Origin of the sequence: Yoonia sp. R2-816 (genome assembly GCF_046762905.1) — a bacterium.
Lineage (GTDB): Bacteria > Pseudomonadota > Alphaproteobacteria > Rhodobacterales > Rhodobacteraceae > Yoonia.
The window spans coordinates 266,020-289,148 of record NZ_JBKQXN010000185.1; the positions used below are offsets into that span (position 1 = coordinate 266,020).

Consider the following 23,129-nt stretch of genomic DNA (forward strand, 5'->3'; position numbering starts at 1 on the left):
GTGATTGAGGACGGACAAGAATGAAGATGGAAGAGCTGACAAAAGGGGACGGGTACAAAGTCCCTGCAGCGCACCACCCTTTCATGCGACTTGGCCTTGAAAAGCTGGACGCGTTTCATGATGAGATCACCGATCTCGAGGCGACCCTTGCGGACGTCGTGAAACTTGGTGGCCCGGATGCAGAGAAGAAATCTGCAAAGCTTATCAGGCAGTTACGGACATTTGAACCCAGCATTACCATGATCGGCCAGATCAAATCGGGTAAGACATCGCTGGTGAATGCGATGGTGGGCCGCCCCGATCTACTGCCCGCTGATGTGAACCCGTGGACATCGGTTGTCACCTCGCTGCATCTGAATGCGCCGCTACCGCCCGATGCGCCGACCGCGTCGTTCCAGTTCTTCAGCCAAGGTGAATGGGATCATCTGGTCGAAAACGGTGGCCGAATCGGTGAATTGTCCGCCCGCGCCGGTGCTGACGAGGAGCTGGAAAAAGTCCGCGAACAAATTGCCGAGATGCGCGAAAAGACCAAGGCCCGCCTTGGTCGCAAGTTCGAACTGCTATTGGGGCAAAAGCATAACTATGCCGAATTGAGCGATGAGTTGGTCCAGCGCTATGTCTGCATGGGCGATGATTTCGAGGATATGGACGAAGAGGACCAGCAGGGTCAGTTCGCCGATATCACCAAATCCGCCGATCTGTATCTGAAAGCGGATTCCATTCCGATGCCGCTGTGTCTGCGCGACACACCCGGTGTCAACGATACCTTCATGATGCGCGAGCAGATTACCATCAACGCCCTGCGCGACAGCCGCATCTGTGTTGTCGTCTTGTCCGCCCATCAGGCGCTGAGTTCGATGGATATGGGCCTGATCCGCCTGATCGCGAACGTCAAATCCCGCGAGGTCATCATCTTTGTCAACCGGATCGATGAATTGTCGAACCCGGCTGAACAGGTCCCTGAAATCCGCGACAGCATTCTGCAGACGCTGGCCGACAATAACGGACCCGAAAATCCGGAAGTGATTTTCGGCAGTGCCTATTGGGCCAATATCGCCCTGTCCGAGGATCTGAACGATATCGTGGCTGATAGTGCCGCGGCGCTGTTCAACTGGGCAGAGGTCGCGCTCGATTCCGGTACGTCCGGCATGGAAACGAACGAGCTGGTCTGGCATCTGTCGGGTGTCCCTGCGCTTTATAAGGCGCTGTCAGAGCGTATCGCCGAAGGTCCGGGTGCCGAGGTGCTGTCAGCTTCGCGCAAACGTGCCCTGAACCTTGTAGGCGGCGTGCGCGCCTCTAACTCTGTCGTGTCGATGCGGATTGACGGTGACAGCGTTGCGATGATGCCACCGGATCAGTTGGCGGCGCATCTGGACAAGCTGGAAGCCGATAACCTCAAATTCCTGCATGACCGGTTGGACATCGTATTCCAGCAATTCGGGTCACGCGTGGATCAGTCCCACAAGCGGTTCCTGGATCGCGCGCTGGAATCCCTGCTGCAGCACCTGGAAAAGAACGGCGAAGACCAGATCTGGCAGTACAGCCCGGACGGTTTGCGCATGCTGTTGCGCACCAGCTATCAGGTCATGCGCCGCAACGTGGCATCAACCTGTGATCAGGTATTTGCCGCCGCTGCAGGTGATCTGGCCGAAACCTATCGCACCGCCTTTGGTGTTGCGGTCGAAAACTTTTCCATCACGCCACCGGCGGCCCCGGAAATCCCGGCCCCTGTATCACTGGGCCAGACCATCGCGCTGGACCTGCAGACATCTTGGTGGAAAGGCTGGTGGAAACGTCGCAAGGGCTATCGCGCCTTTGCGAGCGGGTTCTATGACCTGATCGAAGCGGAAACCGCCCCTATCGTGGACGAGCTGAAGGTGCGTCAGGCCGAGGATATTCGCCAGATGGCCGAACGCGAGCTGCGCGAGTTTCTGGCCGAGCAGCGCGCGCTGCTGACCGATATCAGTGACAAATCCAACATCGGCGTTGACGATTTGAAAGATATTTTTGGTATCACTGCGCAGCAAGAGCGCGAAGAGCTGTTCGAATTCATCTTTGAAGAGCTTAGCGATGGCGCACCGGCTTGAGGCATAAGGAACCGATTAATGAGTGATCAGACCCCCGCACCTAGCGGGCCACGTAAACCCCGCATCGCCCTTATGGGCGAATTCAGTGCGGGCAAAAGCACGTTGTCCAATCTGTTGCTGGGGTCCCGGCCATTGCCGGAAAAGGTGACCGCCACACGCCTGTCGCCTGTCTGGATTTCGCACGGGTCCGACACCCCTTATCGCGTTGATGTCGACGGCAGCACCGAACCTGTGTCGCTGGACCGGCTTGAGGGCATTCCCGTCGAGGAAACCCGCTTCATCCGCCTGTTTATCGAAGCTGAAATTCTCGACCTGATCGACCTGATCGACTTTCCCGGCATTTCCGACCCGAATATGGAGTCGACGGTCTGGGAACGCATGCTGCCAGAAATCGATGCGGTGATCTGGTGTACCCATGCCACGCAAGCCTGGCGCCAGTCCGAGGCCGCCGTATGGGACACGATTCCAGACGCGGTCCGTGAGAATTCGATCCTGCTGATCACCCGCTATGACAAGCTGACCACTGATACGGATCGGCGCCGCGTGTTCAAACGTGTCCGTCGCGAAACCAAGGATATGTTCGGCGGCACTTTCCCGATCTCGCTTTTGCAAGCGCTGGAAGCGGGCGATGATTACGACAAATGGGATGGCAGCGGTGCTGGCCCCTTTGTCGATCACTTCATCGACACCATCGGCAAGTTGACAGCGCTGGCTGCACGCTCTGCCACGCCGCTGTACAATGTGGCCAATGGCACCGCCATTCCAGAGCCTGTAGCCCCCACTGTTGCCCCCCGCCGGGTGCAGCGCCCGCTGGATGCGGATAAGCCAAAACGCGAGCGTCCCGCGGCCCCAACCGGCACTGACGTCAACTCCGGTTCCTGATCGCCCCCTTTTACAGGCTTCCACAAGTGACTATCTTGGCGTAGTCACGAAAGACATGGGCTGAAAACTGGGCGCGAATGATGGTTGTGGACGATTTAGATGCGCTGCAAGGCAAGTTTGACGGATGCGAGACGATCGCATTTGCCGATTTGTCCACGCAGATGATTTTGGTAACGAATACAAATGCTGATCACCGCCGCGAGGTGTTGGACCGATTATGCGCCGAGGCGGCACTGGCCCTTGGCACCGCAAAGAAGCCCGCATTTGGCGACACGCCAAGCAGTGCTGCATTTGTGGCGACCAAGAACCAGTTGCGGATTTTTTTGCGCGCCCCTGATGAACCTTCGGATGTTTTATGTTGTGTGTGCAGGCCTGACGTGGATGTTGCGTCGTTTCTGTCAGACGCCCGCCCTTGCCTGGAAAAAATCAGCAGCGGCGCGTGACGCGATAATTGTAACTGGATCAGGACCACTTGCGTGAATGATTTGACGGCTCTTGCCACGAAACTCGCCGCGCTGATTGCCGAAGATGCCGTGTTCGCGCTCGGCGGTGCCCGTGTGATCAGCCAGGGTGGTGCCCCACCAGCAATGGTGGCGATCCTGCGCGAGGTCGATGACACCGTGCTGGAACGCACGCTTGTGTTCGGGCTGGGTGATGTAACCGTCAGCATGGTGGCGGCCGGTCGTCGGCTGCGCGGCATTGTCGAGGTTGAGGGCGACGCCCCCGGTGTGGATGCGGTCATTGATCAGGTCCTGACCCGCGATGCGCCCGACGTTCTGAAATCCGCTGGCAAGCTGTTGACCACACTGGCCGATGCCGCCACGCAGATCACCGTACGCAGCACCCCGGTGCGTCCGATTGGCGGCAGCGGCGATGCGGGCCTGTCGGCCACTGGTCTGGCAAAGGAATGGGGCGTCGATATGGATGCCCGCCCCGCTCCACCGATGGAACGGTTTCTGGCGGCCAATACAGACGCCATTCGCAGCATGATTTATCTGGAAGCTGGCAAGGTGGTTGAGACTGTCGGCGATGACGCCCCTTTGCAGGCGATCTGGGACGAACAGATTGCCGATTTCCGCAAACGCCACAAGGCGCTGAAGGCGGCGACAGAGGGGCCAATGCTGGTCTGTCTGGACGGTGCGCTTGATGGTGCCGCAGGCGCGGCTCTTGCCATGATCGATGATGAGGCTTGCGTGTTTTCCTATGATGAGGCCGCACTACCCACAATCGTCGGATCCTGGTCAGCCATCACGGCCTAAGCTGACGCGGCAACCAAAGGTCGCCGCGCCATTTCGATTTTATGCGATTGTCGTGATACCGCCGAAGTCCAGCCCGACGATCAGCGGGTCGTGGTCGGACGCCGCATAGACCCCATCGTTGAAGAAGAGCGGATTCTTGAACGATGTATCGTAGTTCAACAGATCCGGTTCGTCCGCATTGATGTGCCATTCGGTGGCACCGGTGACAAACGCCGCCAGCGTATCATCGGCCAGGCCCTGATCCAGCGTGCCGCGCTGCCCGTCAAAGACAAAGCTATATGCGTTCTCTTGACCGATGAATTCATCAATCAGATCGACCAGACCGGCATCATCATCCAGATGCTGCACCGGATCTTCCTCGGCATAGGCGTTTAGATCGCCCAGCAGCAGATAGTTGTCCGTGCCTGTACCGTTATAGCCGCTTTCGATCCAATCGCCGAGTTCGATGGCCGCATCCAGCCGCACCTGGTTCCAGAACCCTTGCCCGTTGCCCTGGTCAAAGTTGGGGTCAGCCCGCAGCGCATCGACATCCGCCTGAGTGAATCCAACCGCCGTACCAGCATCAAGTGCCGCCTGGGCGTCATCCGCCAGCCGATCCAGCCCGCTGGGCCCTTTGGATTTGAAATGGGACGACACAATCGTGAAGGTTTCGCCCGTCGCATTGTCCTCGAACGTGGCGGCCACGGAGGGACGGTTACGATCAAAGTCGCCAACGCGGTCCGTGCCCAGCGCTGTATCAAGCACATTGGCCAGTGCAAAGGTCGTCGCGGCAGAGGTTTCTTCGAACTGGATGAAATCCGCACTGACCAGCGTGACCGCGTTGGCATCGTAGATGATGGCGGTCTGGATCGCGTCGGTGCCGATGAATGCCTCTGTTCCGTTTGACGGATCGACAAAGGCATAGTTGGCGGCGGTCCCTTCCGCATTCAGCGCATCGACCAGCGTTTGCAGGGCCGAGTCCGGGCCGAACCCGTTGTTTTCGATTTCCTGCAATGCCAGCACCTCGGCCCCTGTCCCCAGAATGGCCGCGACGGATTTTTCCGTCTGCCGCACCAGTTCCTCGGGGCTGTCAGCCCCGCGCGGGTCAAGGTTGTTCGGCCCCGATCCTGCTCCCGGCTCATCAATGGTCGAGAAGTAGTTGAGCATGTTGACGCTGGCGACCTGCAGGGTGCCACCCACATCGTCGGGCGTGTCCTGACGGGCACCGCTGTTTGTCGTTTCATCGATATCCAGCGTTTCGGTGACCACCAGTTGGTAATCGCCAAAGGCAAAGGACATGACACCGGTCACGTCATCATTGATCTCGGCACCCAGGCGGATGGTGGACCCCCCATCGCCGAAATTGTCACCGGCATCAAGGAAACCATTGCCGTTGTCGCCCGGCCCGCCCGGCACGAATTCGAACTGGTCAGGGTTTTGTGACCCATCGCCATCGTCAAGGATCAGCCTGTTGTTTTCATTTGCCTCTTGTAGCGCGGCGATTTCGGCGGCCTCGGTCTGGGCATCGAAAAGCTGCGTGGCCTGGGTCTGCACACCGGCGCTGATCACCAATTGACCAAACCGGTCAAAGTTGAAGTTGGTAATCACCGTCAGCGGGTCGGGCGTGCCAGAGGTCACGTTGACCAGCATCCCCTCGACCGCCTCAAAATCCGGTGCGGCGGCAGGCGACAAAAGGATGGTGGCGGCGGTGGGTGTCGCCACCAGCGCGTCAATCACCACGGTCGCGCTGACATTGGTCAGTTGGGTCTGGCCGAACCGTTCCTGCACCTCTGCCGTGATCCCGATCAGATTGCCGACATCGACGGTCGGCACACTGCCGGTAAAGACAAAGATGCCTTCGGATGTGGCCGAATTGCCATCCGCATCGGCATCTTCTTCCTGCAGGTAATAGCCGTTGGAGACGATGTGGGTCACCACGGCCTCCACATTCACCGTATCTCCTTCCAGCGTGGACGCATCGCCACTGCCTTGGATTTCGCTGATCAGCCGGTCTTCGGCCGGGTTGATCACTGGCTCGTTCGCCGCACCGCGTGTTTCGTCAATGGGGCCGACCCAATTGCCGTTCGCATCCAGTTGCAGGGATTGCCCTTCGGGTTCACCTGCTTCGGCTACGCCGATATCGGTGGATGTTTGCCCGGCGGCAGGGCCGTCTGTGGCCGTCACCTCGGCCTCGTAGCTAAGGAATTCGACCACTGTGCCGTTGTTGGACAGGGCGATTGCATCAGGCCCGTTTTGGATGCCGGGCGTGTCGATCACATAGTAATCATAGGTGCCGTCTGTGCTTTGGGTGCCGCTGCTGACGGCGAAGCTGGCATAGCTGCCACCGCCATTGCCATTATAGAGGTTGATATTCAGCGCGCTGACATCCTCGCCCGCGTCGACCCGGATTTCGATGAATTCGCCATCGTCGCCACCGTCGTCGTCATAGTGGAATTCATTGATCCGCGCGCTGGTCGGCCCGGCCGCATTGGCAGCACCCGCGGTGTTGGGTGCGGCAGGCGACCAGGAGCCATCGGGGTTGCGCTGCAAGCTGTCGCCAATGGCGGTGGTGCCGGGTTCCGACACGCCGATATCGGTGGAGGTGGTGCCGCCAGCGACCCCACCCACCGCGGTAAACGCGCCTTCATAGCTGAGGAATTCGATCAGTTCGCCAGCGTTCGACAGCGAGATACCGTCAGGTGATCCGTTCTGCAGCCCGTTGGCGGGCAGGTTGAAGACATAATAATCATATGTCCCGTCAGTCGTCTGAACAGCATCGGACAGGTTCGGCGTGCGATAAACCGCGCCGTTACTGCCGTTATGCAGTTCCAGCAGCAGGCCGCTTGCATCGGCCCCTGCATTGGTGCGGATTTCGATGAACTCGCCCACATCACCGCCGTCATTGTCATAGTGAAATTCGTTGATCCGGGCGTTCAACTCGATCGGGGCCGGTACGTTTTCCGCACCAGCGGTGTTTTCCTCGGCCTCGCGCCAGGTGCCATCGTCATTGCGCTGGAGCGAGAAACCGACCGGAGTCGTTCCTGGCTCTGACACGCCGATATCTGTTGAGGTGACGCCATCAGCCACCCCGCCGATGCCGTCAAAGCTGCCTTCATAGCTGAGGAATTCGACGAGCGTGTCACCATTCGACAGTGCAATCCCGTCAGGGGAGCCGTTCTGCAGCCCATTGGTAGGCAGGTTTAGAACGTAGTAATCATAGGTGCCATCGCTCGTCTGTACGGCGCCGGACAGGTCGAATGTGTTGTAAGGACTACCATTGCTGCCATTGTAGAGCACAACCAGCAGGCCGCTGGCATCATCGCCTGCATTTGTGCGGATCTCGATAAATTCGCCCTGATCCCCACCTACGTTGTCATAGTGGAATTCATTGATCCGGGCGACGACGGGCGGCACCTCATCCACATCGGCAACGGTGACCGTGATATCCTGGCTGGCGCTGCCGCCCTGTTCGTCGGTCACGGTGACGGTCACGTCATAGATATTGTCGGCACCGGCATCTGCGGGTGCCTCAAAATCTGGCGCGTTGATGAAGCTGAGCACGCCTGTGTCCGGGTCGATGCTGAAGAAACCCGCATCGATGCCGCCGATACTGTAGCTAAGCGTGGCGCTGTCCACATCGGTCGCGCTGATACCTGCATCAATCGCGGTCGTGTTTTCGTCAATGGTGGCGTTATTGGCCGTCAGCACCGGCGCGTCATTGGTGCCGGTGATCGTGATGGTCACGGTGGCGGTATCGGTGCCGCCTTTGCCGTCATCAACGGTATAGGTGAACGTATCGGTTGCTGTTTCGCCTTCGGCCAGGCTGTCAAAGATGTCGCCGGGCAGGTAATCAATTGCGCCGTCACGCAATGTGACGGTCACACCAGCCGCGCTGACGCTGTCGACCTCGGTGATTGTCAGCGTGTCCTCGTCAAATTCCTGGTCATTTACCAAAAGGGCAAAAGGATTGATGATGGCTCCATCTTCGGTCACCGTCAGAACATCGTCAGCCGCCAGCACCGCATTATTGGTGCCGTCGAGAAACAACGTGTAATCGTCAGCCGCGAAATAAAGCGCCTCCACCCCGAAAAGCGTATCCTTGCCCGCATCGGCCACATCGCCGGTCGATTTGACGGTCGTGCGGCCAAACCAGCCATAGCCGACCGTGATCTCGTAATCGGCGATCCCGCCTTCATAAGCGGCGATGTCAAAACCGAAACCACCATAGATGCGGTCATCACCCGCACCGGCGTTGATCGTGTCATTGCCAAAGCCTGCAACGATCACGTCATTGCCTGCGCCGGTCGAAATATCGTCATCGCCAAAAAAGCTGAAAACATAGTCGCGGCCATCTGTGCCGGTCAGCACATCGTCGCCGAACGTGCCAAATACAAAATTGGGACGGTAAAATGTCATTGTCGTTTCCCCACGGTGTTGGACTTCATTTTTGTTGTGTAGGGAATTTGTAACAGCATTATTTTGTCCGGCGCACCTGTTAATGGAAGATGAACGCGCCTAATCGCCTATCAGTGACGCAGGGTTATGCGCCTGAAATTTCGCCATTACGGTTTTGCATCTGGTGTTCTAGGCTGGTCGCGACCGGTTCGAGAGAAGGAATATCAATGCATCCAGCCGCCGCCAGTGCCCCCGTCGCGCCATCATTTTTTGAAGGGTTTGAAGAACGGTTTATCGATGGCCCCGATGGCCCAATACTCTGCCGGATCGGGGGTGAGGGGCCGCCGCTGGTGCTGTTGCATGGCTATCCCCAGACCTCGGCCATGTGGCATGCGGTGGCCGCTGATCTGGCGCGCGACTACCGGGTGATCTGCATGGATTTGCGCGGCTATGGCCGGTCGGTCAAACCGGCCAGCGCGCCTGACCATGCCCCCAATTCCAAACGGGCCATGGCGGGTGACGTGATCGCGTTGATGGATGCGCTGGGCCATGATCGGTTTCTGGTCGGTGCCCATGATCGCGGCGCGCGGGTGGCCCACAGGCTGGCCGCTGATCACCCCGACCGGGTGCGCGCGCTGGCCATTCTGGACATCGCCCCCACCCGTGAAATGTATCGCGATGGCGACAGCGCCTTTGCCCACAGGTATTGGCATTGGTACTGGCTGACCCTGCCGCATCCGTTTCCCGAAACGCTGATCGGGGTGGATCCTGCGTTTTTTTGGCTCAGCAAATCTATGGGCTGGGCCGCCAAACCTGCCCCCTTCGTTCAGCAGGCGCTGGATGAATATCTGACCTGCTTTGATGACCCCGCACTGATCCATTGCGCTTGCGAGGATTATCGCGCCGCTGCCAGCATCGACATTGCCCATGATGATGCTGATCCGACCAAACTGCCCATGCCGCTCTTGACGCTCTGGGGCGAGGAGGGCGCGATCGAGGCGCATTTTGATTGTCTGGCCTTGTGGCGTGAACGGGCCGAGGATGTCACCGGCTGGGCATTGCCCGGGGGGCATTTTTTGGCCGAAGAATGCCCGGACGACGTGATCGCGGCCTGGCGCGAATTCTTTGCCAACGCCCCCGCGCCCTGATTTTCCAGCGCACAAATTTCGGGCAACCGGCCTGCTGATCCAGCATCTTTGCCGCAATTTGCGGTGATCGCCTGATTTTTGAGCGTCAGCGCCGGGACTCGCCGCGCTGCGGCATCTACCCCTTGGGCGTCCGCAAGGGCATCAATCGCCGCGCGAGGGAATTTCCTGGCAGAAACCGCCCCTCACGCGACTACAACATCACTGTTGCGGGGTCCCGATATCATCTGGCCGCGCCCATGGATAGGGCACCGCAGCGCCGAACGGGGGACATTGTTACAATGACCAATAGAAATTCACTGAGTGCGTCCATTCTTGCCGCCCTTCTCGCCAGCACCGGCATGGCCGCAGCTCAGGATTGTGCTGAACCGATCAAGGTGGGCGTGCTGCATTCGCTCTCCGGGACGATGGCGATTTCGGAAACCACGCTGAAAGACACCATGCTGATGCTGATCGAACAGCAGAACGCCGCAGGCGGCGTTCTGGGTTGCGAGATCGAGGCGGTCGTGGTCGACCCGGCCTCTGACTGGCCCTTATTTGCCGAAAAGGCCCGCGAGCTTTTGACCGTGCATGAGGTCGACGTGATCTTTGGCAACTGGACATCCGTGTCGCGCAAATCCGTCCTGCCGGTGATCGAGGAACTGAATGGCCTGCTGTTCTATCCGGTGCAGTATGAGGGCGAAGAAAGCTCTAAAAACGTGTTCTACACTGGCGCCGCCCCGAACCAGCAGGCGATCCCTGCGACTGACTATTTCCTTGAAGAACTGGGCGTCGAAAAGTTCGCCCTGCTCGGCACCGACTATGTATATCCCCGCACGACCAACAACATTCTTGAACAATATCTCAAGGATAATGGCATCGCCGAGGAAGACATTTTCGTCAACTACACCCCCTTCGGCCATTCCGACTGGGCGACCATCGTCGCCGATGTCGTGGCCCTTGGTGAAGATGGCAAACAGGTCGGCGTGATTTCCACCATCAATGGTGACGCCAATATCGGCTTCTACAAGGAACTGGCGGCCGCCGGTGTGTCTGCCGACGATATCCCTGTCGTCGCCTTCTCGGTAGGTGAGGAAGAGCTTTCCGGTCTCGACACCTCCAACCTTGTGGGCCATCTGGCCGCCTGGAACTACTTCCAGTCCGCCGACACCCCCGCCAATGCGGAATTCATCGCCGCCTGGAAAGAATTCGCCGGTGAAGAGCGCGTGACAAATGACCCGATGGAGGCCCATTTCATCGGCTTCAATATGTGGGTGAACGCGGTGACCGCCGCGGAAACGACCGATGTCGATGCGGTCCGCGAGGCGATGTACGGCCAGGAATTCCCGAACCTGACCGGTGGCACCGCCGTGATGCTGCCCAATCATCATCTGGCCAAGCCGGTGCTGATCGGTGAAATCCAGGATGATGGTCAGTTCGACATCATCAGCCAGACCGAGGAAGTGCCGGGCGACGCCTGGACCGACTTCCTGCCGGAAAGCGCTGTGCTGAAATCCGATTGGCAGACGCTGGGTTGCGGCATGTACAACACCGAAACCGAGACCTGCGTGCAGCTGACCTCGAACTACTAAGCGAACCGGGCGCAGGTCCGCCTGCGCCCCACCCCATTATCGGGACATTCCATGTATCGCCTTTTCGTCCTTTTCGCCCTGTTCATCGGGCTGACCCCGGCTGCGCAGGCGCAGGACCTGCAAACGATCCTGCAGACCCACGCCGAAGAGGTCGCAGACCCCGGTCGGCGGACCGTGGGGGTGGTGCTGGATGATCTGGTGGCCTCCGGCCTGCCGCAGGTCACGCCGTTTCTGGAAGAATGGCAGGATAAATCCGTCTGGCAGCGCGATGATGACGGGTTGTTTTTCATCGCCGATGAAGATGGCGACGCGCTGGCACTGACGGATATCGACACGGGCGACGAAAGCGTTGCGGACAAGGCCGGTTTCACCCAATTGAAACCGAATGGCGGTGTGCGCCGTGTGATCGGCACCGCACTGGTGCAGTTCCAGCTATCCGATCCCGACCTGTCGCGCCGTCTGTCTGCGGTAGAGTCCATTGCCCGCAGGCCGGACGCATCGCAATTGGAGCCGCTGCTGACCTCGGTCGAGAGCGAAGAAAACAACGCCCTGCGCGCCCGCAAGATACAATTGGCCAACTTCCTGTCCGCCCGCTTTGCCGACGCGCCCGAGGACCGGATCGCGGCCATCGAAAGCCTGGCAACCGACACCAGTGTCGAGGCGCGCGCGGTGCTGAACCAGATCCTGAGCACCAGCGCCGGTCTGGCCGACGATATCCCCGAGGATATCAATCTGGCGCGTCTCCTGACCCCCGGCGAGGATATGACCGAGGATGAGGCTTATGCCCTGTTGGTAGCCGACGATCTGGCGGCCCCCCGTACGCCGCCCAGCGTAATCCGCACTGCACTTGAGGCCAATATCGTCGATGGCCGTGTTGGCGACGTCCCTGTCGCGCAACTGGGCACCGATGCCGCCCGCGAACGGGCCTATGCGATGCTCGCGGCAGCCGGCAGCGTGCCGCCCTTGGTGACCGAGATTGATCGCAATGCGGCCTTGGCAAAGTTCGCATTCTTCGAAAGCTATGACGAGGATAACGCCGATATCACCGCCGCTGCCGAAGCCGCCCTTGCGTCGGTCGAAACACGGGTGGCGATTGGCCAGACCACCGATCTCGCACTTGATGCGCTCTCGCTCGCGTCGATCTATTTTCTGGCCGCCATCGGCCTCGCCATCACTTTTGGCGTGATGCGGGTCATCAACATGGCCCATGGCGAATTCATCATGATGGGGGCCTATACCGGCTATGTGGTGCAGTTGTTTGTGCCTAGCTACACCGTTTCGATCATCATCGCCCTGCCGCTTGCCTTTGCCGTCACTTTCGGGGCGGGGGTGCTGATGGAGCGCCTCGTGATCCGGCATCTTTATCACCGCCCGCTGGAAACGCTTCTGGCGACGTTCGGCATTTCCATCGCCCTACAGCAACTAGCCAAGAACATCTTTGGCACGCAGGCCCGGCCGCTCACCTCGCCGGAATGGCTGGACGGCGCGCTGGTGTTCAGCGACGTGATCCAGATCAGCTATATCCGGATCGCGATCTTTGTTCTGGCGCTGATCTTCCTTGGCCTGATCCTGTTCACCCTCAAACGGACACGGCTGGGGCTTGAGGTGCGGGCGGTGACCCAGAACCCCGGCATGGCAGCCTCCATGGGGATCAACCCGGACCGGATCAACATGCTGACCTTCGGGCTGGGATCCGGCATCGCGGGGATCGCTGGCGTGGCCATCGGGCTTTATGCCAAGGTTACATCGGAAATGGGGGCCGATTACATCGTGCAATCCTTCATGACCGTCGTCGTCGGCGGGGTCGGCAATGTCTGGGGGACGCTGGCGGGGGCCTCCCTGATCGGGTTCCTGCAAAAGGGGATAGAATGGCTGAACCCGTCCAACACGCTGGCGGCCCAGACCTACATGATCCTCTTCATCATCCTTTTCATCCAGTTCCGGCCCCGCGGCATTGTCGCGCTCAAAGGCCGGGCGGCAGCGGACTGATCTCATGCTTCTTTTGTTCATAAATCCCTCGGGGAGGTCTGGAGGAGCACCGCCCCTCCAGCGTGGCGGCGCCGGAGGCGGCGCAAATGCATAACAGCTTCATCGCCCGCAACCCGTCTGTCCTGTGGTTCCTGCTCGCCCTTGGCCTTTTCACCATTGGCGTGACCATCCTGTCTGAGGCGGGGATGAGCGTGATCTCGACCTCGTTCGTCAAGACATTGGGCAAAACGCTTTGTCTCTGCCTGATCGCCATCGCGATGGATGTGGTCTGGGGCTATTGCGGCATCCTCAGCCTAGGGCATTTCGCCTTTTTCGGGATCGGCGGCTATGCCATCGGCATGTGGCTGATGTATGCGCGCACCGAAGGGATCGTGTTGGACAGCCTCTCAACACAGGTCATCCCGCCCACTCCCGCCGAAATCGAAGCGGCCATCGGCAATCAGATTTTCGGCGTCGTCGGCAGTTCTGACTTTCCGGTACTCTGGGCCTTTGCGGACAGTCTGTTTTTGCAGCTTCTGATGGTCGTCCTAGTACCCGGTTTGCTGGCCCTCGTCTTTGGCTGGCTGGCGTTCCGCAGCCGTGTGACCGGGGTCTATCTGTCGATTCTCACCCAGGCGATGACATTGGCACTGGCGCTCTACCTGTTCCAGAACGACAGCGGACTGCGCGGCAATAACGGGCTGTCGGGTCTGCAGAATATCCCCGGCTTTGAAAGCACACCGCAATCAACAATCTCGCTGGCGTTTTTCTACGCCTCCGCGCTTGCGCTGGGGCTGGGCTATGTGCTGTTCGCCTGGGTCGTGTCGGGCAAGATGGGCAGCGTGATCAAGGCGATCCGCGATGATGAGGCGCGGGTGCGGTTCCTAGGCTACCACGTGGAAAGCTACAAACTTTTCGTCTTCACCCTGACCGCCATCATCGCGGGCATCGCCGGCGCGCTTTATTATCCGCAAGCCGGCATCATCAACCCGGCCGAGATTGCTCCGATTGCCTCCATCTATCTTGCCGTCTGGGTCGCCATTGGCGGGCGCGGCAGGCTTTACGGGGCCGTGATCGGAGCGGCGTTTGTGTCGCTCCTATCCAGCTGGTTCACCGGGGGCGGGGCGCCTGCCATCGACCTTGGGTTCTACACGATCCTGTGGACGGATTGGTGGCTGGTCCTGCTCGGCTTTTCCTTTGTCGTCGTCACCCTGTTCTTTCCCAAGGGCATCGGCGGTCTGTTTGACTATCTGGTGAGGAAACCGTCATGAGCACGCTTTTGGAAGTCGACGGTGTGTCGGTCAGTTTTGACGGCTTCAGGGCCATCAACAACCTCTCGATCCAGATCGGTGAACCGGAATTACGCGCCGTGATTGGCCCCAACGGGGCAGGCAAGACAACCTTTATGGACATCATCACCGGCAAGACCAAACCGGACGCGGGCAAAGTGATCTGGGGTGACAGGAACATCAATCTTCTCGGCATGTCCGAAAGCCAGATCGCCCGCGAAGGCATCGGGCGCAAATTCCAGAAACCCACCGTGTTCGAAGCACAGACAGTCCGCGAAAACCTCGCCATGGCGCTGCGCAATCCGCGCGGGCCTTTTGCGGTGCTGTTCTACAAGAAAACCAAACAGGGCGCGCGGCGGATCGAAGAAATCGCTGAAGAGGTTGGTCTGACCGAGGAACTGACCCGCATCGCGGGCGAACTTAGCCATGGGCAAAAGCAATGGCTGGAAATCGGAATGCTGCTGGCGCAGGACCCGCGCCTTTTGCTGGTCGATGAACCTGCCGCAGGCATGACCGCACAGGAACGCGAACACACAACCGACCTCTTGAAACGGGCGGCCGAAACCCGGGCCGTGGTCGTGGTGGAACATGATATGGAATTCGTCCGCCGCCTTGATTGCAAGGTGACGGTTCTGCACGAAGGGTCGGTTCTGGCCGAAGGGTCGCTTGACCATGTCACCGCCAACCAGACCGTCATCGATGTCTATCTGGGGCGCTAAATGCTGAATGTTGCAAACCTGACCCTGCATTACGGGCAAAGCCAGATCCTGCATGGCATCGACCTGATCGCCAATGTGGGCGACGTGACGGCAGTCATGGGCACCAACGGCGTGGGCAAGACCAGCCTTCTCAAGGCGATATCGGGGCGGCATCCCTATTCCGGCGGCACATTGTCGGTCGACGGGCAGGTGCTGCACCACCCATCGGCCTTCGCCGCCGCCCGTGCCGGTGTGGCCTACGTCCCGCAAGGCCGCGAGATTTTTCCGCTGATGAGCGTGCAGGAAAACCTCGAAACCGCTTTTGCCTGCCTGCCCAAGGATCAGCGCAGCATCCCGCCCGAAATTTTCCAGCTCTTCCCCGTGCTTCTGGATATGAAGGCCCGGCGCGGCGGCGATCTGTCCGGCGGGCAGCAACAGCAACTGGCCATCGCCCGCGCGCTGATCACACGGCCCAAGGTGCTGCTGCTGGACGAACCGACCGAAGGGATCCAACCCAATATCATCCAGCAAATCGGGCGGACCATCAGCCTGCTGCGCGAACAGGGCAATATGGCGATTGTGCTGGTCGAACAGAATTTCGATTTTGCCTATGGGCTGGGTGATCGGTTTGTCGTCATGACCCGTGGTACGGTCAAACGGCGCGCCGATAAGGCCGATATCAGTGCAGAGGCGATGCTGGCCGAACTGGCCTTATAGTGATGCGCCGCCCTGATGTCGGGCGGCGCGAGGTTTCAGACGAAATCAAAACCGTCGCTTGTCATGACCGGATCAGGCACAACCGGGTCCTGCCCGCCGGGCAGTGATGCCCACAGATTGTCCAGCAGATGCGCATCGACCAGTTCAAGGTCTTCAAAGAAATTGCCGTCATCCACAGCATTTTCAACCTCGGCCACATGGTACGTCGTACCGGCCCCAATATGGCCCCAATATGTCACCAGATCGTTGAAATCGGTGCCCGGATCATCGCCGGTGATTTCAGTGATGTTGGCATCACCCACACCGTCCCAGATTTCCTGATCGTAATAGGTGCCGTCAAAACCACCGATCCCGACCGACTGAATGGCATAGACATGATCGAACATGTCCGGATCATCGCGGTATTGCAGCACGGCCTCTGCCCCGCCAAGCGAATGGCCCGACAGGTTCACCGTTGCACCGTCTTCGATATCGTCGGCAAAGAACTGGCCGATCATCTGGGTGATCGCAATTTCACTGGCACCCGTATCTTCGGTCAGGACAAGGCTCAGGTCGGACAGGATGTCGCCAAAGGAACTGGTCCCGCCGATGCCGACAAAGTAATCACCGGTCACAATATTCTGGGTCAGAGTCACATTCGCCTCGAACCCGCCAAGGAGGCTGGAACTGGCATCTTCGAGAATGCGAATGATCTCGAACCGTTCGCTGGCCCAGTTGACGATGCCATCAAGCCAACCAGCCTCGGCATAGACCGCCTCTGTGCTGATGACATAGCCATCGGCATTGATCGCGCCTGCGGCAAACAGATCGGAATAATCGGCATAGCCGATCTGGGCGACAACAACGGCGTCGCGGATTTCGGTGGTCTCGTCCGTGGTCCAGGCGGCGCTATCGATGGTCATGCTTTGGACCTGTTCGGCCTCTGGCACCACGGGTTCAAACCGGGACAGATCGGGGTTGTTCGGCTGATAGCCGTTTTCGAAGATATGGTCGGCCGTGTTGATCGCAACCTCGAACGCCTCCTCGCTGACATTGTCGATCAACCCGCCAACCGCCTCTGTCACTGCGTCCACGATCCCTGCAGCTGTTGCTGTCACGGCCTCCCAAACCGATGACGCAGCAGCGGTCACCGTCTCCACCACCGGCTCAACCACAGTTTGTATCAATACTTCGGTCGCCTGCTCCACCGCTTGCACCACGGGGTCCACAACCTTTTTGATCCAGCTAAACCATCCCAACGTCTTATCCTCCCTATTGATTGACGTAAGGGTCAGCTTAGCGGCGATTTTTGGCTGGTTTAACTTGACGTTAGGTCAATTTGACGCAGCGTCATTTCAGGTAAGCCTGTCTGGAAACCCCTCCGCGCGCAGGTCCGTTTCCAGCAAATCCTCAAGCAATTTCACAATCATCGGCGACTGGGCCGTACCACCATAGGCTGCACGCGCAGCACGATATGTTTGCTGCGTCGCGGCGGCGAGGTCCAGCGGCACCTCATATTCTTCGCCGAACCCCATGGCGAACCCAAGGTCCTTCAGCGCCAGATCTATATTGAATGCCACGTCATAAGACCCGTTCAGCACCAGCGCCCCTTCGGTTTCATGCACGAATGAATTGCCAGACGACGCCTTGATCGCATGCCAGGCTTGCCCAAGGTCCAGCCCGCCGCGTTTGGCCAGCATCAGCGCCTCGCCGCAGGCTTTCAGATGGATAAAGGCCAGCATATTGGTGATCACCTTGATGATCGATGCCGATCCCAGTGGGCCCATGTGAAACACCTGATCACCCATCGCCTGCAGCGCAGGCAAATGCAGATCGAACATGTCCTTGTCACCGCCCGCCAGCATGGTGATCTTGCCTTGCGCCGCCAGATGCACGCCGCCGGTCACCGGCAGTTCCATCATGCGTACGCCGTGTTTGGCGGCCTTCTCCGCCAGTCGCAGCACATCATCGCGGCTGACCGTCGACATCTCGATCCAATGTGTGCTCGGCTTGGCCGCAGGCAAAACCGCGTCAAGCACTTGTTCGGATATGGCGGGGGATGGCAGGCAGGTGATAATGTGATCAGCGCTGGCTGCAACCTCTGCCGGGCTGTCCGCCCAGGTGGCGCCCAAATCGCAGCACACATCGCCAGCGTTACGGTCAAGATCGGTGACGGTGACCTTCATTCCTGCCCGCAGCAGGCAGGCCGCGCAATTCGCCCCCAGATTGCCAAGACCGATATAGCCGTAATGCATGACTCGCCCCTAGTGAAAGTAGATGTTGTAATCGGCCCGGATCGCCGCATCGAGGCCCGGATCGATCTGGATCTGCGCCTTGGCCAGAATGTCATTCTTGCGCTCGATCGCCTTGTCCAACAGCATGGGCCGGTCCGCCTCGCCCCATTCCTTGGGGCTCATCCGGTTGCCAAGGCTGGGATAGATATATTCGGTCTGCATCAGTTGCAGCGTCTGGTCCGACCCCAGATAATGCCCCGGCCCGTCCAGACAAACCGCCTTCATCGCTTCGATTGAGGTGCTGTCTTCGGTCACATCAATGCCGCGCACACAGCGCAAAACCTGCCCCAGAATATCATCACCCAGCACCAGCGATTCCAGGCAGAACCCCAGAAGCGAGGCATGCATGCCCACGGATTCATACACCATATTCAGCCCCGACAACCCGGCCAGAACATTGGTGATCCCCTGTTCCCAACCTGCCTGCATATCGGGCAGCTTGCTATCGGAAATCCCCGCTGCAGCACCCCCCGGCAGGTTGTAAAACCGGTGCATCTGGGCACAGCCCGCTGTCAAAAGCGCCTGTTCCGCCGACCCGCCTGACATCGCTCCGGTCCGCAAATCCGACACGAAGGGCCAGGTGCCAAACACTGCCGGGTGGCCGGGGGCCAGTGCGTTGACGTAGACCACCCCGGCCAGGCATTCGGCCACCGCCTGCACGATGGCCAGCGCGATGGGGGCCGGGGCTGTGGCACCCGCCTGCCCGGCCGACAACAGCAGAACCGGCATGCCGCCCCTGATGCAGTGCTCCATGGCGATGCAGCTTTCCTCGGCGAATTTCATCGGCGGGACCACAAAACAGTTGGAGTTGGACATGAACGGGCGGGCCCGCCATGTCGCCTCGTCCCCCGCGATCCGATGGATCAGCTCGAGGCCGGGGGCCACGTGATCCGGCTCGCTGAAGGACGTGCCGATATGCTTGGTCGTGCCCGCGCAGCAGGCGTAGATGGTGTTCAGGTCCATCTCCAGATTGTCGGTGATGTCCCGCGCCACCATGGCACGCTGAAAGAAATGCACATTATCAAGGGCATGGGTGATCCGGGCGGCATCATGCAGATCCTGCGCCGTGCTGTCGCGATAGGTGTTGGTTTCGATATCGACAACATGGACGGCAGCACCGGCGGTGCCGAAATGGACGTTTGATCCGGTCAGATGCAGGTCATGTTTCGGGTCGCGCCCGTGCAAGGTGATGTTGCGCGCGGCCTTGGCCAGCATATCCTCGACCAAGGCGCGGGGAAATCGCAGCCTGCCATCATCGCCCAGAATCGCGCCGGCACGTGTCATGACATCGATCCCCGATGGCGGGGCCTGCGACAGCCCGATCTGTTCCAGTGCATCAAGTGCGGCGGCGTGGATACGCGCGACATCCGCATCTGTCAGCGGCTTGTACTGGCCGCCGGGCAAGCCGGCCCTGACCGGGCGTAACTCTTCAGCCAGCGGTGCATTGCGCAGCGCGACGCGGGCCGCGCGGCCCCCGCTCCGCCCTTTTCTGTCAATCCGAGCCAATGGATCCTCCCTCGATATGGGAAGTATCCGCAGATGATGGCTTTCAATCAATTCGCATAGCAGTACAATATTGATCGGAAGTTCCGATCAGGACAGAGTAAGCCATGCAGATTGAATTGATCGAAACCTTCTTGGACCTGTGCAGCACGCATAGTTTCAACCAGACGGCCGACCGGATGGGTGTCACCCAGTCCACTGTGTCTGGTCGGATCAAGTCGCTGGAACGCCATGTGGGTCGCCCATTGTTCAAACGGTCACGGTCGGGCACTGCGCTGACAACAGCTGGTCTGCGGTTTGAACCGCATGCCCGCGCATTGCGCCATGCCTGGGTCACGGCATTGAACGCGACGCGTGACACCGGGATGGCCGGGGTGACCATGCGCATCGGTCTGCAGCATGATCTTGTCGCCATCGCGATGGACGCGCTAATCGGCGGGTTCCGCAGGGTTCTGCCCGACACCGTCTTTTATTTCGAGGCTGACTATTCGCACCAGATGTGCGTGGATCTGGTATCGGGCGCGCAGGATGTGGGGGTGCTTTATTCACCGCAAACCCATCCCGATCTGCATTTTGAAGCCTTGGGCGAGGTCGCATATGTCATGGTGTCGACTGAAACGGACAATCTGGCCGATGTGCGCCCGGAGAGTTACATCTTGGCCAATTATGCCGCCGCCTTTGCCCATACCCATGCGGCCATCCTGCCGGCGCTCACGGATGTATCGCTGTCGATCGGGCAGAATGCCGCCATGGTCGATCTGCTGAAATCACTGTCGGGGACGGCATATGTCTTGCGCCATTCGGCGGAAGAACTGTGTGGAACAGGGCACTGCCGACGTGTCCGCAACGCCCCGACGATCACGCAGCCGGTTTTTGCAGGGGTCAATATGCGCAACAGGCATCGGACATCTTATCGGCAGTTGCTGCGCATTCTGCTGGCTCATTATACAGACGGGCAATCCGGCCTGACTGCTACAACCCGGCCCAGCCCCCAGAAAGGCGGTTGAGCCGGAATGGTCACTGATCCGGGGGGCTGGTTATAGCTGCTCCGCCAGACCGGGTGTGGCTGATCTTAGGTGCTAGCCGCCATGGTCAGAAATCCTCCCAGGCGTCAGGATCACCGACGGCCTTGGCCCGCGGCGCATGATCGTGTCTGACAAACTCCGGTGTTGCGGGCGGGTCCATCTTCACGACATTTGTGGGTGCTATGGAACCGGCCTTTTCCGCCACACCGGGTGACAAGCGGAATACCTTGACCAGGCGATCCAGCTCTTTGGATTCATTGACCAGTTGCTGACCTTGCTGATGCGAAGATTCCACCATACCGGCATTCTGCTGGGTCACCTGATCCAGCTGGTTCACACCAATATTGATTTCCGAGATGCCAGAGGCCTGTTCGCCCGCATTCGATGCAATCTCGGCGATCAAATCCGAAATATGATCGACCTTTTCAATAAATGTGCCCAGCGCTGTGCCCGCATTGTTCACCAGTTTGGTGCCCTCTTCGACATGCATGGAACTGGTCGAGATCAGTTCAGACACCTGCTTGGCAGCCTCTGATGATCGTTGCGCCAGCGCACGGACCTCTGACGCGACGACTGCAAAGCCCCTGCCGGCGTCGCCTGCCCGCGCCGCCTCGACCCCGGCATTGAGGGCCAGCAGATTGGTCTGGAACGAGATGTCGGAAATCACCTGCGTGATCTGGGAAATCTGTTCCGACGACTGTTCGATCTTGCCCATGGCGTTCACCGCCTGACTCACGACGGCACCGCTGTCCTTTGCCTCTGACCGCGTGGTTTGCACGGTTGAGGCCACCTGTTGCACACGGTCGGCCGAGGATTTGACGCTCGCGGTCAACTCGTCAAGTGCCGCGGCCGTTTCTTCCAATGTCGCAGCTTGATTTTCTGTGCGGCGTGACAGGTCCTGAGACGACGCATTGATACTGACGGCATTGCCTTCGATACGGTGCGAGGCTGCGATCACACCGGCCATCGCCTCTTCCAATTGCGTCAGGGCGCTGTTGAAGTTCTGGCGCAGTTCCTCGTATTCAATGCCCAATTTTTCATTGACCCGGGCATCCAGCCGACCGGCCGCCATAAGCTGCAGCCCTTTGGACAACGCGGCCACTGCCTGTTTCTCGGCCTCGGCTTTCTTTTCACGCTCTGCCGTGATCCGGGTGCGCTCAATATGCGCCTCGCGAAACACCTCCAGCGCGCGGGCCATGTCGCCCAGCTCATGCGGGTCCTGTGTTCCCTCGATCGCAACATCGGTGTTTCCCTGCGCCAGGGCTTGGGTGGTTTGGGCAAGGCCGCGGATGGGTCGGGTAATCCAACGTCCGATCATGAACGCCGCAAAGACCGCGGCCAGAACGGCAAACCCGCCAACAAATGGCGTGACACCCAAAACGCGCCCAACCACGGCCTGCCCTTCCGGCCCAAGCGTATCCTGTTCTCCGACAATTTTTTCAGCCATGACCTCCAGCCGGTTCTGCATCTCTGGCCCGATCCGATCAAGCGAAGAGGATTGCAGCCGTGCCGCCTCAGCCAGGTTTGTGTGCAGTGTCTCGGCGATGCCTTGCAGATCGGCCACGGCGCTACGCACCTCTGCGATGGCCTGTTGAGCGGTCCGTTCCCACGCGATCACCCCGCCCTCTGCCAGATGCGCTTCGGCATTGGCCAAAGCTGCATCAGCCGCAACAAAATGTGCAATCATATGGTCCTGCGCGTCCGGACCTTCAGCCCCCCGCAGCTGTCGCTCTTCCGCGATCCCAAGAAGTACCTGCGTCAACGCATCGCTTTGATATCCCATGAGCGTCGCATCATCGTTGGGCACAGCCAAGGTGCCAAGATCTGCCAAGGCCGACTGGGCCGCTTCACCAACAGCTATCAGATCAGTGACATTGCGTCTGGAGTCAGACAGCCTGGTGGACATTGCCAAAAAATCTGTCCTGTAAGCCTCAGCCAGGTCGGAAATCTCGCTAATCTCGCGTGCAGTTTCCCGATCATTTGCGAACTCCGGCGCGGATGCCGCATCGCGAATAATCTCTCCGATATTGCTTGTGACCTCGTTCCGGGCAATGTCATTTGGATTTGCACGGTATTTGAGCGAGGCGACACGCGCCTCGAACAAGTCCTCAACGAAGGCAGTAATGACGATGTTCTGTTTTGCCGTCAGCCGATACCGTTTGTAGCTGTCCCCCAGCGCGCTAACCGCCACAAAGGCCAGAATAGCGCCGAAGACAATAAGGGTGGTCGTGGCCGCAAAGCCAATATTGATCCGATTTGAGATAGACGGCGATTTCATCAAACGCTCCTGCAGTGCCATGTGCAGGACCGTCTAGCGCTCGGACGTTAAGAAGCGATT

The 23,129-nt window shown here is 59.3% G+C and carries 16 protein-coding genes; 11 read left to right on the plus strand and 5 right to left on the minus strand.

Features of this window, described 5'->3' with window-relative positions; genetic code table 11:
- Window positions 1-20 precede the first annotated feature (20 nt).
- The 4 genes from ACFWW2_RS10770 (at window position 21) to ACFWW2_RS10785 (ending at window position 4,228) form a co-directional block, all read left to right on the plus strand.
- On the plus strand, window positions 21-2,087 hold the full coding sequence (locus ACFWW2_RS10770) for a dynamin family protein (RefSeq protein WP_393928033.1): 2,067 nt from the start codon (window positions 21-23) through the stop codon (window positions 2,085-2,087).
- A gap of 18 nt (window positions 2,088-2,105) precedes the next feature.
- Complete coding sequence (locus ACFWW2_RS10775; protein WP_393928035.1) at window positions 2,106-2,969, plus strand: dynamin family protein; 864 nt, start codon at window positions 2,106-2,108, stop codon at window positions 2,967-2,969.
- 77 nt (window positions 2,970-3,046) lie between these two features.
- Window positions 3,047-3,412: a hypothetical protein gene (locus ACFWW2_RS10780; RefSeq protein WP_393928036.1), complete on the plus strand. Its 366-nt coding sequence runs from the start codon at window positions 3,047-3,049 to the stop codon at window positions 3,410-3,412.
- A 33-nt stretch (window positions 3,413-3,445) separates the two neighbouring features.
- Complete coding sequence (locus tag ACFWW2_RS10785; protein ID WP_393928038.1) at window positions 3,446-4,228, plus strand: hypothetical protein; 783 nt, start codon at window positions 3,446-3,448, stop codon at window positions 4,226-4,228.
- A 39-nt stretch (window positions 4,229-4,267) separates the two neighbouring features.
- On the opposite strand, the gene ACFWW2_RS10790 is transcribed toward ACFWW2_RS10785, so the two are convergent.
- Entirely contained in the window at window positions 4,268-8,623 is a 4,356-nt protein-coding gene (locus ACFWW2_RS10790; protein ID WP_393928039.1) for an ExeM/NucH family extracellular endonuclease, read from the minus strand.
- Window positions 8,624-8,829: 206 nt separating this feature from the next.
- Between ACFWW2_RS10790 and ACFWW2_RS10795 the strand changes: the two genes are divergently transcribed.
- The 6 genes from ACFWW2_RS10795 (at window position 8,830) to urtE (ending at window position 15,990) form a co-directional block, all read left to right on the plus strand.
- Window positions 8,830-9,750, plus strand: coding sequence for an alpha/beta fold hydrolase (locus ACFWW2_RS10795; RefSeq protein WP_393928041.1), 921 nt, complete (start codon window positions 8,830-8,832; stop codon window positions 9,748-9,750).
- Between the two features lie 278 nt (window positions 9,751-10,028).
- On the plus strand, window positions 10,029-11,318 hold the full coding sequence (gene urtA, locus ACFWW2_RS10800; RefSeq protein WP_393928043.1) for an urea ABC transporter substrate-binding protein: 1,290 nt from the start codon (window positions 10,029-10,031) through the stop codon (window positions 11,316-11,318).
- Between the two features lie 51 nt (window positions 11,319-11,369).
- On the plus strand, window positions 11,370-13,307 hold the full coding sequence (gene urtB, locus ACFWW2_RS10805) for an urea ABC transporter permease subunit UrtB (protein WP_393928045.1): 1,938 nt from the start codon (window positions 11,370-11,372) through the stop codon (window positions 13,305-13,307).
- A gap of 86 nt (window positions 13,308-13,393) precedes the next feature.
- A complete protein-coding gene (gene urtC, locus ACFWW2_RS10810; RefSeq protein WP_393928047.1) occupies window positions 13,394-14,557 on the plus strand; it encodes an urea ABC transporter permease subunit UrtC in 1,164 nt (387 codons plus the stop codon).
- Window positions 14,554-15,294 carry an urea ABC transporter ATP-binding protein UrtD gene (gene urtD, locus ACFWW2_RS10815; RefSeq protein ID WP_393928049.1) on the plus strand — a complete coding sequence of 247 codons (741 nt, stop codon included), beginning with the start codon at window positions 14,554-14,556 and terminating at the stop codon, window positions 15,292-15,294. Before urtC ends, urtD begins: the two co-directional genes overlap by 4 nt.
- Complete coding sequence (urtE, locus tag ACFWW2_RS10820; RefSeq protein ID WP_393928051.1) at window positions 15,295-15,990, plus strand: urea ABC transporter ATP-binding subunit UrtE; 696 nt, start codon at window positions 15,295-15,297, stop codon at window positions 15,988-15,990.
- A gap of 35 nt (window positions 15,991-16,025) precedes the next feature.
- On the opposite strand, the gene ACFWW2_RS10825 is transcribed toward urtE, so the two are convergent.
- From ACFWW2_RS10825 to ACFWW2_RS10835, 3 genes are all read right to left on the minus strand, one after another.
- A complete protein-coding gene (locus ACFWW2_RS10825; protein ID WP_393928052.1) occupies window positions 16,026-17,228 on the minus strand; it encodes a hypothetical protein in 1,203 nt (400 codons plus the stop codon).
- 96 nt (window positions 17,229-17,324) lie between these two features.
- Complete coding sequence (locus ACFWW2_RS10830; RefSeq protein ID WP_393928053.1) at window positions 17,325-18,224, minus strand: NAD(P)-dependent oxidoreductase; 900 nt, start codon at window positions 18,222-18,224, stop codon at window positions 17,325-17,327.
- Window positions 18,225-18,233: 9 nt separating this feature from the next.
- On the minus strand, window positions 18,234-19,769 hold the full coding sequence (locus ACFWW2_RS10835) for a trimethylamine methyltransferase family protein (RefSeq protein ID WP_393928054.1): 1,536 nt from the start codon (window positions 19,767-19,769) through the stop codon (window positions 18,234-18,236).
- Window positions 19,770-19,873: 104 nt separating this feature from the next.
- Here ACFWW2_RS10835 and ACFWW2_RS10840 point away from each other — a divergent pair, with 104 nt between their 5' ends.
- A complete protein-coding gene (locus ACFWW2_RS10840) occupies window positions 19,874-20,773 on the plus strand; it encodes a LysR family transcriptional regulator (RefSeq protein WP_393928055.1) in 900 nt (299 codons plus the stop codon).
- A gap of 85 nt (window positions 20,774-20,858) precedes the next feature.
- On the opposite strand, the gene ACFWW2_RS10845 is transcribed toward ACFWW2_RS10840, so the two are convergent.
- Complete coding sequence (locus ACFWW2_RS10845) at window positions 20,859-23,069, minus strand: methyl-accepting chemotaxis protein (RefSeq protein ID WP_393928056.1); 2,211 nt, start codon at window positions 23,067-23,069, stop codon at window positions 20,859-20,861.
- Window positions 23,070-23,129: the final 60 nt, after the last annotated feature.

What these genes read in the sequence shown, in the direction of transcription:
- ACFWW2_RS10830 (WP_393928053.1), bottom strand. Translation starts at nt 18,224, where the DNA reads ATGCATTACGGCTATATCGGTCTTGGCAATCTGGGGGCGAATTGCGCG.
- ACFWW2_RS10770 (WP_393928033.1), top strand. Translation starts at nt 21, where the DNA reads ATGAAGATGGAAGAGCTGACAAAAGGGGACGGGTACAAAGTCCCTGCA.
- ACFWW2_RS10780 (WP_393928036.1), top strand. Translation starts at nt 3,047, where the DNA reads ATGATGGTTGTGGACGATTTAGATGCGCTGCAAGGCAAGTTTGACGGA.
- urtD (WP_393928049.1), top strand. Translation starts at nt 14,554, where the DNA reads ATGAGCACGCTTTTGGAAGTCGACGGTGTGTCGGTCAGTTTTGACGGC.
- ACFWW2_RS10790 (WP_393928039.1), bottom strand. Translation starts at nt 8,623, where the DNA reads ATGACATTTTACCGTCCCAATTTTGTATTTGGCACGTTCGGCGACGAT.
- ACFWW2_RS10845 (WP_393928056.1), bottom strand. Translation starts at nt 23,069, where the DNA reads ATGAAATCGCCGTCTATCTCAAATCGGATCAATATTGGCTTTGCGGCC.
- ACFWW2_RS10775 (WP_393928035.1), top strand. Translation starts at nt 2,106, where the DNA reads ATGAGTGATCAGACCCCCGCACCTAGCGGGCCACGTAAACCCCGCATC.
- urtE (WP_393928051.1), top strand. Translation starts at nt 15,295, where the DNA reads ATGCTGAATGTTGCAAACCTGACCCTGCATTACGGGCAAAGCCAGATC.
- urtA (WP_393928043.1), top strand. Translation starts at nt 10,029, where the DNA reads ATGACCAATAGAAATTCACTGAGTGCGTCCATTCTTGCCGCCCTTCTC.
- urtB (WP_393928045.1), top strand. Translation starts at nt 11,370, where the DNA reads ATGTATCGCCTTTTCGTCCTTTTCGCCCTGTTCATCGGGCTGACCCCG.
- urtC (WP_393928047.1), top strand. Translation starts at nt 13,394, where the DNA reads ATGCATAACAGCTTCATCGCCCGCAACCCGTCTGTCCTGTGGTTCCTG.
- ACFWW2_RS10840 (WP_393928055.1), top strand. Translation starts at nt 19,874, where the DNA reads ATGCAGATTGAATTGATCGAAACCTTCTTGGACCTGTGCAGCACGCAT.
- ACFWW2_RS10795 (WP_393928041.1), top strand. Translation starts at nt 8,830, where the DNA reads ATGCATCCAGCCGCCGCCAGTGCCCCCGTCGCGCCATCATTTTTTGAA.